Origin of the sequence: Enterobacter sp. V89_11 (assembly GCF_029967775.1) — a bacterium.
Lineage (GTDB): Bacteria > Pseudomonadota > Gammaproteobacteria > Enterobacterales > Enterobacteriaceae > Enterobacter > Enterobacter ludwigii.
This window is the reverse complement of sequence record NZ_JASCAN010000010.1, coordinates 1-14927: the sequence shown is the minus strand read 5'-3', so window position 1 is coordinate 14927 and position 14927 is coordinate 1. Positions and strand designations below refer to the sequence as shown.

Annotated in this window: 7 protein-coding genes; 4 read left to right on the top strand and 3 right to left on the bottom strand. The window is 57.0% G+C overall.

Annotated elements, in window-relative coordinates; translation table 11 throughout:
* Positions 1 to 34: 34 nt before the first annotated feature.
* Positions 35 to 838, top strand: coding sequence for a YdcF family protein (locus QLG09_RS09870; protein WP_014169976.1), 804 nt, complete (start codon positions 35 to 37; stop codon positions 836 to 838).
* Between the two features lie 48 nt (positions 839 to 886).
* Here the strand turns inward: QLG09_RS09870 and gap are convergent, their stop codons facing one another.
* Positions 887 to 1888 carry a type I glyceraldehyde-3-phosphate dehydrogenase gene (gene gap, locus QLG09_RS09865; protein WP_020884211.1) on the bottom strand — a complete coding sequence of 334 codons (1002 nt, stop codon included), beginning with the start codon at positions 1886 to 1888 and terminating at the stop codon, positions 887 to 889.
* 189 nt (positions 1889 to 2077) lie between these two features.
* Here gap and cybB point away from each other — a divergent pair, with 189 nt between their 5' ends.
* Entirely contained in the window at positions 2078 to 2608 is a 531-nt protein-coding gene (cybB, locus tag QLG09_RS09860; protein WP_025204247.1) for a cytochrome b561, read from the top strand.
* A gap of 49 nt (positions 2609 to 2657) precedes the next feature.
* On the opposite strand, the gene QLG09_RS09855 is transcribed toward cybB, so the two are convergent.
* A complete protein-coding gene (locus tag QLG09_RS09855) occupies positions 2658 to 3725 on the bottom strand; it encodes an oxidoreductase (protein WP_079231055.1) in 1068 nt (355 codons plus the stop codon).
* Between the two features lie 13 nt (positions 3726 to 3738).
* Positions 3739 to 4482 carry a DeoR/GlpR family DNA-binding transcription regulator gene (locus tag QLG09_RS09850; RefSeq protein WP_041162592.1) on the bottom strand — a complete coding sequence of 248 codons (744 nt, stop codon included), beginning with the start codon at positions 4480 to 4482 and terminating at the stop codon, positions 3739 to 3741.
* A gap of 736 nt (positions 4483 to 5218) precedes the next feature.
* Between QLG09_RS09850 and QLG09_RS09845 the strand changes: the two genes are divergently transcribed.
* Entirely contained in the window at positions 5219 to 6556 is a 1338-nt protein-coding gene (locus QLG09_RS09845; RefSeq protein WP_251885006.1) for a TolC family outer membrane protein, read from the top strand.
* 119 nt (positions 6557 to 6675) lie between these two features.
* A partial coding sequence (locus QLG09_RS09840) for an Ig-like domain-containing protein (RefSeq protein ID WP_282488863.1) occupies positions 6676 to 14927 on the top strand: 8252 nt, incomplete at its 3' end.

The following is a 14927-nucleotide window of genomic DNA, read 5'->3' as shown; positions in this document are numbered from 1 at the left end:
GTTAATCTGAACCAGAGCAACTGAGGACATCACCATGGTTCAGACGCATTTTCCCCTTCTGCCGGAGTCAACCCTGGCGGCAATCAACACGGTCGGCCAGTGGCTGGCACAGGATGATCTGGGCGATACCCGCGACGTGGCGGCGGTTGACAGGGTTATTCTGGCCGGAAACGCGGTGATGCCGACCATCGACGCTGCCTGCCGTCTTGCCGCTGAACACGACGTTCCGTTACTGATTAGCGGAGGGATTGGCCATTCGACCGCGTTTTTGTATGCGGCCATCGCTCAGCATTCGCGTTATCACACTGTCCCGGTAACGGGGCGAGCGGAAGCACGTATTCTGGCCGATATTGCCCGCCAGTTCTGGCAAATCCCTGATGCGCACGTGTGGGTTGACGATCAATCAACCAACTGCGGAGAAAACGCGCGTTTTAGCTGGAACATGCTCAAACAGCATCAACAGACGTCCGGGCGCGTGCTGGTCGTGCAGGATCCGACCATGCAGCGCCGCACGATGGCAACCTTTGCCCGCGTGTGCCGTGACGAGTCTGCTTCGCCTCAGTGGGTCAGCCACCCGGGCTATACACCGGTGCTGAAAAATGGCGAAAACGGGCTGGTGTTCAGCGGGGAGAGCGCTGGCCTCTGGCCGGTAGAGCGTTATCTCTCGCTCATTTTAGGCGAGCTTCCGCGACTCTGTGATGACATGAACGGCTATGGCCCGGCCGGGCGTGATTTTATTGCACACGTTGAATTCCCCGACGAGGTGACTGCAGCGTGGGCACGGTTAAAGCAGGATCCTGTGCTTACAGATGCCCTGAACCACCGGTCGCTTCTCTGAGCAGAGGTCGTTTGCGGTATTCCCCTCTCCGCGGAGAGGGGACCGGCATTACAGCGAGGCGAATTTGTCCAGCGTGCGCACCAGCTGGGTGACGAAACCGTATTCGTTGTCATACCAGGCGACGGTTTTCACCAGTTGCAGATCGCCAGCCTCTGAAACTTCGGTCTGTGTGGCGTCAAAGACAGAACCAAAGTGAGAGCCAATCACATCAGACGAAACAATCTCTTCATCGGTATAACCAAAAGATTTATTCCCCTGCGTCGCTTTTTTCAGCGCGGCGTTGATCTCCTCAACGGTGACCTTTTTACCCAGAATCGAGACCAGCTCGGTCACTGAACCGGTTTTCACCGGTACGCGCTGGGCATGGCCTTTCAGCTTGCCGCTGAGGGCCGGAATCACCAGACCGATGGCTTTGGCCGCCCCGGTGGTGTGCGGAATAATATTCTCCGCCGCGGCGCGTGAGGCGCGAAGATCTTTCCCGCGCGGGCCATCCACCAGCGCCTGCGTGCCGGTATAGGCGTGAATGGTTGTCATGGTGCCCACTTTTATTTCAAACGCATCGTGCAGGGCTTTTGCCAGTGGGGCGAGGCAGTTGGTGGTACAGGAAGCAACGGAGATAATCGTATCACTGGCGTCAATGGTATCGTCATTCACGTTATACACGATGGTTTTCATCTCACCGGCAGGGGCAGAGATCAGCACTTTTTTGGCTCCGGCCTCAAGGTGTGCCTGTGATTTTTCTGCCGACGTGTAGAAGCCGGTGCATTCCACAACGATATCCACGCCCGCGGCTTTCCACGGGATATGTTTTGCCTCTTTTTCGGCGTATACGGCGATAGTTTTTCCGTCAACAATCAGGGCGTCTTCGGTGAAATCTACGCTCCACGGGAAGCCACCGTAGTTGGAATCATGCCTGAGCAGGTAGGCCAGCACTTTGGGAGAGGTGAGATCGTTGATGGCGACGACGGTGTTGCTGTCCTGGGTTTCAAGAAGGCGACGCAGGACAAGGCGTCCTATGCGTCCAAATCCGTTAATGCCAATTTTACTCATGGTGTACTCCTGTGAACGCGTCTTTGCGACAGTTTGAACTCATCCAGGCTTAGACCATCACGGACAGGGCGGCAATTGAAGAAGCTTCATGCGAGGGGAAGTATTTGAAAAACCATACAGAAAAATTAATGAATTTTTAAGGAAAGGGGATTATGTTGGCGCGATATCGGTTATTTATCAGGAAATCTCATGCGTACTAAATATACAAGCCTGCAAATTGCTATCCACTGGCTGGTGTTTTTGTTAATCATCGTCGCCTACTGCGCGATGGAGTTCAAAGGCTTCTTCCCACGCACCGCCCGGCCGGTAATCAACATGATCCACGTTTCGTGCGGCATCTCTGTGCTGGTGTTGATGGTGACGCGTTTAGTGGTTCGCCTTAAATTCCGCGCACCGCCGATTGAACCGAAACCAAAACCGATGGTGACCGGACTGTCCCATCTTGGCCATCTGGTGGTGTATCTGCTGTTCATCGCGCTGCCGCTGATTGGTATTGTCATGATGTATAACCGCGGTACTGACTGGTTAGCCTTTGGTCTGGTGATGCCGCACGCGGCAGAATCGAATTTTGATCTGGTCGACGTTCTGAAAGAGTGGCACGAGACGCTGGCCAACGTGGGGTACGTTGTGATTGGTCTGCACGCGATGGCGGCGCTGATGCATCACTATTTCTGGAAAGACAACACCCTCCTGCGCATGATGCCAAAAAAACGCCAGTAACCCATAACCGCGAGCCCTGCAGCAGTCTGCAGGGCTTTTTTTTAGCGTTTTATTGCAGTTGAGCGCGTTCTTCCGGGGTTAACTCCAGCGCCTGAGTGGTGCCCGTCTCTGAGGATTTCACGGCCGCTTCCAGTACCGCCATCACCGCCAGCGCCTCGACCGGATGAACCGGATTGGTGATTTTTCCGAGTAGCGCATCACGCACGTTGATGTAGTACTGACGCTGATCGCCTTTCGGCGTGGTAACGGTCTGCGGCTCACCGTTTGCACCAAAGAACACCATGCTGTCACTGTCCTCGCCCCAGGCCTCACTGCCGGGGATCACGCCCGCCAGCAGTTGCGCTTCCTGTTGGTCGATTCGGGCTTTCACCACGCTGCCTTTATCGCCGTGAACGGTAAAACGTGCCGTTCCGCCAGCCACCAGCATGCTGCAGTGCAGAATCACTTTATGTTGCGGATAATCTAAGACCACGTGTGCCCAGTCGTTAATTTCCGCGCCGTCACGCAGCGTGGCGATATTGCCCTGTACCGACTGTGGCAGTCCAAAGAGCTGCAGCGTCTGGTCAATCAAGTGCGGCCCCAGATCAAACCACAGACCGCTACCGGGCACGTTTTGCTCTCTCCAGCGTACGCGCACTTCCGGGCGGAAACGGTCAATGTGCGACTCAAGGTGTTTGACCTTGCCAAGGGTTCCTTGCTCAATAACCTGCTTAATGCCGAGGAAGTCGCTGTCCCAGCGGCGGTTATGGAAGACGGAGAGCAGCAGTTGCTTCTCTTGCGCCAGGGCAATCAGGTCGCGGGCTTCCTGCATGTCGAGCGTGAACGGTTTATCCACGACCACATGTTTGCCTGAATTCAGGGCAAGCGTTGCCAGCGGCGCGTGGGTGGCGTTAGGCGAGGCAATCACCACCAGATCGACATCTGGATGCTGAATTGCCTCTTCCGGGGTTGCCACCACCTGAACATCAGGAAGATCGCGTTTAACCTTCTCTTCATCACGAGACGAAACCACCGCCAGCGTAAGGCCGTCCACGGACTGGATCAGCGGGGCATGGAAGGTCTTGCCTACAAATCCATACCCGATCAGCGCAATGTTGATTGTCTTCTCTTTACTCATGACCTTCTCCACGTTATTTCGCGCAAACCGTAATGTGCATTGCGCCAGGGTCCCCAAGCTCAGGCCAGGGACGATCTAAAAAGAGGTGCTGGATGTTGGATAATCCGCTGACCAGATACGGTTCACAGCGGTTTAGTTTCAGATGGTCGGCGACAATCCAGCGCTCATGGCTGGCCGCGAGCATCGCCCGTTTGACCTCGGCATCGGCCTCTTTTCCGGCGCTCAGACCGAGTTCAGCATGGATAGCACAGGCCCCCAGAATGGCGATATCCGCGCGGTAGCGTGACAGCAGGGAGAGGGTGGCGCTGCCGGCAAACAGTCGCTGCTTGTGATCCCATTTTCCGCCGAGCAGGATCAGTTCGATATCGTCACGGTCGCTGAAGTGCCACGCGATATCCAGCGAGGTGGTGATGATTGTCAGCGGTCCCTTCAGGAACGAGGCGACAGCCATTACCGTGCTCCCCGCATCCAGAAACAGCGTCGAACCTGGCGGAACAGTCTGCGCCACCTGTTTACCAAGACGTTGTTTGGTTTCGGGCAGTAGGGTATTGCGCCCCTGACGATTCATGGCCGACAGATTCAGGGCAATTGCCCCGCCGTGGTTTTTTTGCGCCAGCCCCTGTTTCTCGAGATCGGTCAGATCCCGGCGGATGGTGTCCGCTGAGACCTGCAGTTTGTCCGCCAGTTCCGTAATGCTGGCCTGCCCGTGCTCACTAATGATATCAAGCACATATTTTTGTCTGGCCGTTTTGTGCATGGGTAAATCCCGCAAAATGTCGCAATAAGTTGCATATTACAGCATTTTATCGCAGAGGGAAGGGTGTTGATCGCCAGTAAGTATCAATGTCCGGTATTGTTCACATTGGTTATTATTAAAATGTTATTAATACGGTGTGAGTGATTCATTCCAAATGTTAACAGCAATGTTACTGTTGTGTTTTATTAAACACACTGGCGGATATAACCATTGTGATACCAATATGCAACCATTAATGCTTTAATGAAATTAATAAATAGCAATAAATTCTGTGTATATTTATAATAATAGATATTAATGTTGTATATGGCATTATGGTTACTTAAACTGACATTTCTTTGAAAATCTTTGTGTCTGACGCATGCTGAAATTAACGCAAAAATGTGCATCCGGCGATTCTGAAATTTTACTTAAATAACAAAGACTTTATTTGTTTCATTTGAAAGCCCCTTTTTAAGGTTTTGTCCAGAAACCCCATCTTTTTTCTTATCTGTAACACCACATTAACATTGTGGGTGTAGTTGCCTATAGCGCATTTTGTTATGCTGCAAACCAGTTAAAGAAATAAGTAAATTCTTATTGTCATAAGAATATGGTCGGCTCTCATCTCCAATGGAAATGGGGTTGGGGAGCGTTTGTCCAATATTTATTCGGACCCAGGTAAGATATTTGTCGAATTATTTATACCCCTTTAGGGGTAAATATTTAAGCGTCATTCAGAGTCAGGGAGATAAAAATGACTATCATGCGGAATAATATGTTGCTGAGATTTCCAGTCGCCCTGGTATTAATTTCACTAGCCTTTAATACGGCCTCTGCGAATAGCCGCCAGGTGGGGATTGCTCCGATTGCTGCGACAACATTAAAAGAGAGTATTCTTTTTGCCATCGATCGCGATCCGTCGATTAGCCAGCAGGCCGCGCAACTGGGAATAGGTCAGGCACAAATAGATGAAGCACGCAGCGGCTGGATGCCACAAATATCGTTAAACGGTAGCACCGGCCATAGCCAGACCACCGATTCCAGCGGCTCGCTGCGCAATTCTGCGGCCTGGGGATTGAGTCTGACGCAGCTGGTATACGATTTTGGCAAGACCAACAACAGCATCGACCAGTCCACGGCGCAGCGCGATAGCTATCGTTACCAGTTGATGAGCACCTTGTCTGCGGTGGCGGAAAAAACGGCGCTCAGCTACGTAGAAGTCAAACGCTATTCCGACCTGTTACAGGCCGCCAAAGAGAACGTTCAGGCGCTCAAAAACGTTGAGCAACTGGCCAAACTCCGCGCCGACGCAGGCGTCAGTTCAACCTCTGACGAGCTTCAGACGCGCACGCGCATTGCCGGTATGCAGGCCACGGTCGAGCAGTATAACGCGGCGTTAAACAGCGCCCGCGCACGGCTTGCGGTGTTGACTGGCATGGAGGCCGAGCGCTATTCACCTGTACCGGCGAAGCTTGCCGTTGAGCAAGATTCGCTTAATCGCATTGATTACTCGGCCATTCCCGCGGTCATGGCCGCGCAGAATATGGAGCGTTCAGCTCAGTATGGCGTGGCAACGGCAAAGTCTCAGCACTGGCCGACGTTAAGCCTGAAAGGAGGCCGCACCCGCTACGAGTCCGACAACCGTTCTTACTGGGATGACCAGATTCAGCTCAATATTGACGCACCGCTATACCAGGGGGGCGCCGTTTCAGCCCGCGTTCGCCAGGCCGAAGGGGCAAGGGCCATGGCATCGTCTCAGGTTGACCAGGCGCGGTTCGATGTCCTGCAAAAAGCCTCTGTCGCGCAGGCTGACTGGACCGGCGCGCAGGGGAGAATGCAGGCGGGGAAGCTGCAGCTGGAAAGCGCGTTACGCGCCCGGGATGTTTACAGAAATGAATATACCCTGAGCAAGCGGAGCATTAACGATTTGCTCAGCGTTGAACAGGATGTCTGGCAAGCCACCTCAGCCAAAATAATGGCTGAATATGATGGCTGGAGTTCGGCGATTAATTACGCATCTGCCGTTGATAATTTGATGCCGCTGATCGGAATAGAGAAAAACGCTGCCGCAAAATTACCTGATTTGAGTTAAAAAACACGCGTCTTTTTGTGCGAAATAAGTAAGAAAATAATGGGTGCTTTTTCCCAGGGATAGCTACATCCATTTGGTGGATATATCCACAGGAATCCGGACACCTGCAAGGAGAGAAAATGAGTAACGTAAAAATTGTTGATGTCATCATTCGCAAAACGGCCGAGAAAACGAAATTAACCGGTGAGGGTAATTTGTCGGTTTCTATTTCTTCGCCGAGTGTGATTGAAATTCAGGGTTCTGCTCAGGATGTTGTGCGTTATGTTCGCCAGGGTAAAGACCTGCTTATTTATATGAAAGACGGCAGCGTTATTCGCTGCAATAACTATTTTGTTGAAGATCCACAGACCCATAATCAATCAGAACTGGTCTTCAACGATCAGCAGGAACTGACGCATATTTCTTTTGCCGATGCCGGGGAAGCGTCTGGCGTTGCTGTTACCGAGTTAACCGCGCAGGCTACGCCGGTTGCCAGCATTGAGCCTTTTCTCGAGCAGGGAAGCGTTCTCAATGACGCGCCATGGGGATGGATTGCAGGCGCTGCGTTGGGCGGCGGTGCCATTGGCGCACTGCTGGCGCACGGGGGTGACGGCGAAACCAAAACCAAAGTCATCGACAACACCAAAGATGTTGAAAGCGCGACGCCGACCTTTTTGCTGACGGACAACGCGGGTGATAAGCAGGGTGTGCTGAGTGGAAAAGAGATCACGGACGACAACACCCCAACCTTTAGCGGTACCGGGCAGCCGGGCGCGACCATTCAGGTTAAAGACAGCAGCGGAAGCACCATTGCCAGCACCATGGTCGGGAAAGAGGGTACCTGGACCGTAAAACTCCCGACTCAGGCTGACGGCGAACATACCTGGTCTGTCGTGCAAATCGACGGGAGCAAAACGACGCAGGCGGGCAGCATTACCGTCACAATTTCTACCGCTGACGCCAGCATCACGCTGGGGACAACGGCCGGTGACAACGTGATCAATGCCAGCGAACACTCCGCTGGCTTTACGCTGTCCGGCACCAGCAAAAATCTGGCGCAGGGAACCGGGCTTACCGTCACGCTGAACGGCAAAACCTACACGGCGGAAGTGGGGGCCGGCGGCGCATGGAGTGTGAACGTGCCTGCCGCGGATGCACAGGCGCTGGGTGACGGCACCTGGACGGTGAACGTCAGCGGTAAAGACGCCGCGGGCAATACCGTGAGCGGCAGCCAGACGATAGGTGTGGATACCAACGCGCCAGCGCTTTCTGTTGATACGATTGCGCAGGACAACATCATCAACGCGGCTGAGCACAACCAGGCGCTGACGCTCACCGGTAAAACCGATGCGGAAGCCGGCCAGATTGTGACGGTAACGCTCAACGGGAAAAATCATACCGCCACGGTGGGGAGCAACGGCACGTGGTCCGTTACGCTTCCCGCCAGCGAGGTGCAATCGCTGGCGAATGGCGACCATACGCTAACGGTGAACGTCAGCGATAAAGCGGGGAACGGATCTTCCACGACCGTCGATTTCACCGTGGATACCGCCGCCCCGGTCGTGACGATTAACACCGTTGCTGACGACAATATCCTCAATACCAGCGAGCAGGGCCAGGCGCAGATTATTTCCGGTACGGCGAGCGGCGCCGCAGCAGGGGATGTCGTGAGCGTAACCGTTGGCGGTCAGACCTTCACCGGTGTGGTGCAGGCGGACGGCAGCTGGAGCGTGGGTGTGCCTGCGTCCGTGCTGGGCTTGCTGGGAGAAGGCAACCACAACATTACGGTTTCCGTTACCGATGCCGCGGGCAATACCGGCAGCGCCACACACGGCATTACGCTGAGCGGTAACCCACCGGAATTTACCGTTCATGCCATCAGCCAGGATAACGTTCTCAATGCTCAGGAGGCTATGCAGCCGCTGAGCCTGACCGGCACCAGCACGCTGCCAGACGGCAGCGCCATCACCGTGACGCTGAACAACGTCAATTATCAAACCGTTGTCGAGAACGGGAGCTGGTCAGTTCAGGTACCGGTTTCCGACGTCCTGCAACTGGCGAACACGCTGTACACCATCAGCGTCAGCGGTACCGACAGCGTGGGCAACAGCGGCTCAGCGGAGGCCACACTGCTGGTTGATACCGTGTTGCCACAGGTGGTCATTAATACCTTTGCCGGCGACAACCGGGTGAATAACGCCGAAGTGGCCGCCGATCAAACGATCAGCGGTCGTGTCACGGGTGCAGCGGCAGGGGATACGGTGTCTGTTTCCGTTGGCGGCAAGCATTACAGCGCCACCGTGGGTAGCGATCTGACCTGGAACCTCACTATCCCGTCTGCGGATCTCAAGGCATTCGGCGACGGCGACCTGACCATTACCGCGTCAGTCACCAACAGCCACGGCAATACGGGCAGCGGCGAGCGCGATATCAATATCAACGCGGCGCTGCCGGGTCTGCGCGTTAACACCCTTTCCGGTGATGACGTGATCAATGCCATTGAGCAGCATCAGGATCTTACCGTGACCGGCTCCAGCAGCCATCTGGCCGCAGGCACGCAGATCACCGTCACCATCAATAACGTCGACTATGTCACCGTGGTCAACGCCACCGGTGGCTGGCAGATTGGTGTCCCGGCGAGCGACCTCCAGTCCTGGACGCCGGGCCATATCGCGGTGCACGTCAGTGCAGAAGATGCGTGGGGCAATGCCGTTGCCGCTGAACATCCGATCGAACTCGACCTGAACGCCGTGGCGGTTACTGTTGATGTCATCTCCGGTGATGACCGGCTGAACGCGGCGGAAAAAGGCAGCGATCTCACGCTCTCTGGCCAGACGCAGGGCGTGGAAGCCGGGCAGACTGTGGTGGTGAAATTCGCCGATCGGACCTATACCGCGCAGGTGCAGCAGGACGGCTCCTGGAGCCTGACCGTACCGGCCAGCGCCATGGAAATGTTGATTGACGGCCGCGCGCAGGTGAGCGTCAGCGTGACGAACGTTAACGGCAACAGCGCCGATGCGTCGCGCGTGGTGACGGTCGATACGCTGCCTCCGGACATCACGATCAATAATCTGACCGATGACAACATCATTAGTGCCGCCGAAGCGCAGCAGGATATCGTGTTAAGCGGAAGCAGCACGGCGGAAGCGGGCCAGACGGTTACCGTCGCGCTGAACGGTAAAACCTACCAGACCACCGTTCAACATGACGGTAGCTGGCAACTGACAGTACCTGCCGCGGACGTCGGCGCACTGGCCGATGGCACCGTCACGGTAACGGCAACCGTGAGCGATGTGGCAGGTAACAGCAGCAGCACGGATCGCGTCGGGCTGGTGGATGCCACCGTACCGCAGGTGACCATTAACGATTTTGTCACCGATACCAATACCATAAACCAGCTTGCCCATACCCAGGCGCAGGTCCTCAGCGGCTCCGTGACCGGAGCGGCAGCGGGTGATTGGGTCACGGTGACCATCAATAACGTGGATTACACCACCGTGGTGGATGCGGCGGGCAACTGGAGCCTCGGCCTGCCTGCGTCTGTGGTACAGGGCCTGGCGGACGGAACCTGGATGATTACGGTCTCTGTGACCGATCAATCTGGCAACACCGGCAGCAGCACGCTGGAGGTGGTGGTTAATACCGTGACGCCGGAGATAGATATTCACACTCTGGCGGCGGACGACGTGATTAACGCCACCGAAAAAGGCGAAAATCTGCTGCTCTCCGGGACCAGCAACCAGCCAGAAGGCACCCCGATCACCGTGGCCCTGAATGGCATTCACTACACCGCCATTACGGATGCCAGCGGTAACTGGCGTGTTACCGTACCGGCCTCCGCAGTAAGCGCGCTGGGCGAGGCGCACTACACGGTGACGGCGAGCGTCACGGACAGTGTGGGTAATAGCGCGTCGGCCACGCACGATGTGCTGGTAGACAGCTCGCTGCCGGTGGTCACGCTCAACACGCTGGCGGGCGATAACATCATCAACGCGGCGGAACTGGCGGCAGGCCAGACCCTGACGGGGAAAGTCGCCAACGCGGCGGCAGGCGACATTGTCACCCTTACCCTGGGCGGCCAGACGTATACCGTTGCGGTGCAGGACGATCTTACCTGGAGCCTGCCGTTAACCCAGAGCCAGTTAACCGCGCTCGGTAACGGTGAGCTGACGGTTACGGCCAGCGTGACGAATGCGCACGGAAACACCGGTTCTGCCGCGCTGGACTTCACCATCGACGCCCAGTTGCCTGGTCTGCGTATTGATACCGTGGCGGGCGACGATGTTATCAATATCATCGAGCACGGGCAGAATCTGATTGTTTCCGGTACCAGCACCGATCTTGCAGCGGGCAGCACCGTTACCGTGACCATTAACAACATTGAGTACGTCGCCACGGTCCTGGCCGACGGAACCTGGAAAGCGGCGGTGCCTGCGGCAGATGTCAGCCAGTGGCCGGACGGTCCTCTCAACATTACAGCCCGCGCACAGGATGCTTCCGCCAACCCGGTGAATATCGGGACCGTGGTGGATGTCGATCTCGCCCCGGTCGCGATAAGCGTTAACAGCGTGACCCCTGATAACGTGCTGAATGCGGCGGAGAAGGGACACGATCTGGCGCTCTCCGGCACCACGTCTGGGGTCGAAGCCGGTCAGACGGTGACGGTCACCTTTGGTGGCAAAAGCTACACCACCACCGTGGATGCGAATGGCAACTGGGCTTACACCGTTCCGGCTACGGATGTAAGCGGCCTGAAAGAGGGCGATGCCCGCGTTCAGGTGAGCGTGAGCAACGTGAATGGCAACCCGGCCTCTTCGTCACACGAATTCAGCGTCGATACCACTGCGCCGACGGTCACCATCGATACGGTCAGTCACGACAACATGCTCAATGCGGCAGAGGCGGCACAGGATCTCACCCTGAGCGGCACCTCGACTGCCGAAGCGGGGCAGACGGTCACGATGACCTTTAATGGCAATCAATACACCGCACAGGTACAGGCTGACGGCAGCTGGACGCTTGACGTGCCGGCAGCCGATCTGGCCGGTATCACCGACGGCACTGCCGTCGTTACGGCGACCGTGTCGGATAAAGCCGGTAACCCGGCCAGCACGGATGCGTCTGTGCTGGTGGACACTACCGTGCCGCAGATCACCTTCAACACCGTTGCCGGTGATGACATTCTGAATATTGCTGAACACGGTCAGGCGCTGATCGTTTCTGGCACAGTCACCGGGGCACAGGCAGGCGACGTGATCACCGTGACGCTGAACGGTAAAAATTACAGCGCAATGCTGGACGCGTCCGGCAACTGGAGTATGGGTATTCCGGCGGCTGACGCGGGCGCGCTGGGCAATGGCGACCATACGATGTCTGCGACCCTCACCGACAAAGCGGGCAACAGCACCACGCAGACGCATGAGATTGCGGTTTCCCTGACCGCTCCGGTTATCGCTATCAATACCGTTGCGGGCGATGATGTGATCAATGCCATCGAGAAAGGCGAAGATCTGCAACTCTCCGGCACCAGCAACCAGCCGGACGGCACCACGATCGTCGTGACCCTGAATGGCATTAACTACACGGCCACGACTGACGCCAGCGGCAACTGGAGCGTGACGGTACCGGCAGCAAACGTCTCGACGCTGGGCGAAGCGAACTACACGGTCACCGCGAGCGTGACCGATACCGCAGGCAACAGCGCGAGCACCAGCCATCAGGCACTTGTCGACAGTGCGCTACCGGTGGTGACCATTAACGCTGTCGCCATTGATGATGTCATCAATGTGGCGGAAGTGACTGCGGGACAGACCCTGAGCGGAAAAGTCAGCGGTGCCGCAAGTGGTGACACTGTCACGATTTCAATGGGGGGCAACACCTGGACCGCCACCGTTGAGGATGATCTGAGCTGGTCGGTCAATGTGCCGCCTGAAGTCTTAAAGGCCATTGGCAACGGCGATTTGACCGTGACGGCAAGCGTCACTAACGGTCACGGCAATACCGGCTCCGGCAGCCGCGACATCACCATTGATGCCAACCTGCCGGGTCTGCGGGTCGATACCGTGGCGGGCGACGATGTGATTAACAGCATCGAGCATGGCCAAAACCTGATTATTAGCGGCTCCAGTGATGGGCTGAAAACCGGCTCTGCGTTGACGGTGACCGTCAATGGTAAAACCTATGCGGCGACGGTTCTGGCAGACGGGACCTGGACGGCAGCGATCCCGGCCGCCGACGTCAGCGCGCTGAACGCAGGCAAGGTGACGGTAACCGTTGAGGGTCAGAGCACCGCAGGAAACCCGGTGACGATCGCGCATGACGTCACGGTCGATCTGGCCGCGGTGGCGATCAGCGTCAACGCGATTGCCACCGACGACGTGATCAACGCGGCGGAAAAAGGCACGGACCTGGTCCTGTCGGGTACCACCACCCACGTCGAAGCCAACCAGACCGTGTATATCACCTTCGGCGGCAAGTCTTACACCGCGACCGTGGATGCCAGCGGTAACTGGACCGCTACCGTGCCTTCTGCTGATTTAGGCAGCCTGAAGGAGGGCGATGCCAGCGTGCAGGTTAGCGTTACCAACGTGAACGGTAACAGCGCGTCAGCGGGCCGTGAATACAGCGTGGATACGACCGCGCCGACGGTCTCTATCGACATTGTCAGCGACAACAACATCATTAATGCGTCTGAAGCGCAGCAGGATTTGGTGGTTAACGGCATCACAAACGCGGAAGCGGGCCAGACCGTGACCGTTACGCTGAACGGCAAGGATTACACCACCACTGTGCAGGCGGATGGCAGCTGGAGCCTGAGCGTACCGTCAACCGACCTGAGCGGCATTATCGACGGAAACTACACCATCACCGCGGCGGTATCCGACAAAGCGGGTAACCCGGCCTCGGTGGATCGTGACGTGCTGGTGGATACCACGGTGCCACAGTTGACCATTCACACCGTTTCGGATGACGACGTCATCAACAGCGTTGAGCACGCGCAGGCGTTGATTGTCACCGGGTCTGTCACCGGCGCGGCAGCGGGTGATGTGGTCACCGTCACCATCAATAATAAATCTTACACCGCCACGCTGGATGCCGCGGGCAACTGGAGCGTGGGAGTGCCTGCGGCCGACGTCACTGCTCTGGCCGCCGGGGATCACACCATCACCGCGACCCTGACCGATAAAGCGGGCAACAGCAACAGTGCGACTCACGACGTGGCCGTCAACCTTACCGCTCCGGTGCTGACCATTGACACCGTTTCAGACGACGATGTCATCAATAGCACCGAGAAAACGCAGGATCTCACCCTCACCGGCACCGCGTCAGGTCTGGCGGCGGGCGCGATCGTCACCGTGATGCTGAACGGCAAAGCCTACAGCGCAACGGTGGATGATAACGGGCTGTGGACGGCTACCGTTCCGGCGGATCAGGTCGGCGCACTGGGTGAAGCGATCTACACCCTCACGGCGTCTGCAACCGATGCTGTTGGCAACGGTACCAGCGTGACTCACACCGTGAACGTGGAGTCTGTCCTGCCGGGTGTCACCATCAACACCGTGGCTGGCGACGATATTATCAATACCGCGGAGCTGGCGACCGGCCAGACTCTCAGCGGTACCGTGGTGAATGCCGAAGCGGGCAACACCGTCACCGTGACCCTCGGCGGTAACACCCTGACCGCCACGGTGCAGGATGACCTGACCTGGTCCGTCAACGTCCCGCAGTCCGTGTTAACCGCACTGGGTAACGGCGAACTGACCGTCACCGCCAGCGTGACTAACGGCGTGGGCAACAGCGGCACCGGCGAGCGCGATATCACCATCGACGCCAGCCTGCCGGGCCTGCGTGTGGATACCGTGGCGGGTGACGATGTGATCAACAGCATCGAGCATGGTCAGAACCTGATCGTGACCGGCACCAGCGAAGGACTGGCGACAGGAACCGCACTGACCGTAACGGTAAATAATAAAACCTATCCGGCCACCGTGCTGGCTGACGGCACCTGGAGTGCGGCTATTCCGGCGGCCGATGTTGGCGCGCTGGCGGCAGGCACGGTAGCGGTCACCGTTGAGGGGCAGAACAGCGCCGGTACGCCGGTGTCCATTACCCACAATGTGACGGTGGACCTTGCGGCGGTCGCCATCGGGATTGACGCCATTGCCACGGATGATGTGATTAACGCGGCTGAGAAGGGCGCGGACCTGGTGCTCTCTGGCACCACCTCCAACGTGGAGGAGAATCAGACCGTCAGCATCCTCTTCGGCGGTAAAACCTATACGGCGTCGGTGGATGCTGACGGCAAATGGACGGCGACGGTGCCGTCTGCCGACCTGGCCGGTCTGAAAGAGGGCGATGCCAGCGTGCAGGTGAGCGTCACCAACGTCAACGG

Excerpts from the sequence above, each read along its gene's own strand:
- QLG09_RS09845 (WP_251885006.1), top strand. The coding sequence starts at position 5,219 with ATGACTATCATGCGGAATAATATGTTGCTGAGATTTCCAGTCGCCCTG.
- gap (WP_020884211.1), bottom strand. The coding sequence starts at position 1,888 with ATGAGTAAAATTGGCATTAACGGATTTGGACGCATAGGACGCCTTGTC.
- QLG09_RS09850 (WP_041162592.1), bottom strand. The coding sequence starts at position 4,482 with ATGCACAAAACGGCCAGACAAAAATATGTGCTTGATATCATTAGTGAG.
- QLG09_RS09855 (WP_079231055.1), bottom strand. The coding sequence starts at position 3,725 with ATGAGTAAAGAGAAGACAATCAACATTGCGCTGATCGGGTATGGATTT.
- cybB (WP_025204247.1), top strand. The coding sequence starts at position 2,078 with ATGCGTACTAAATATACAAGCCTGCAAATTGCTATCCACTGGCTGGTG.
- QLG09_RS09870 (WP_014169976.1), top strand. The coding sequence starts at position 35 with ATGGTTCAGACGCATTTTCCCCTTCTGCCGGAGTCAACCCTGGCGGCA.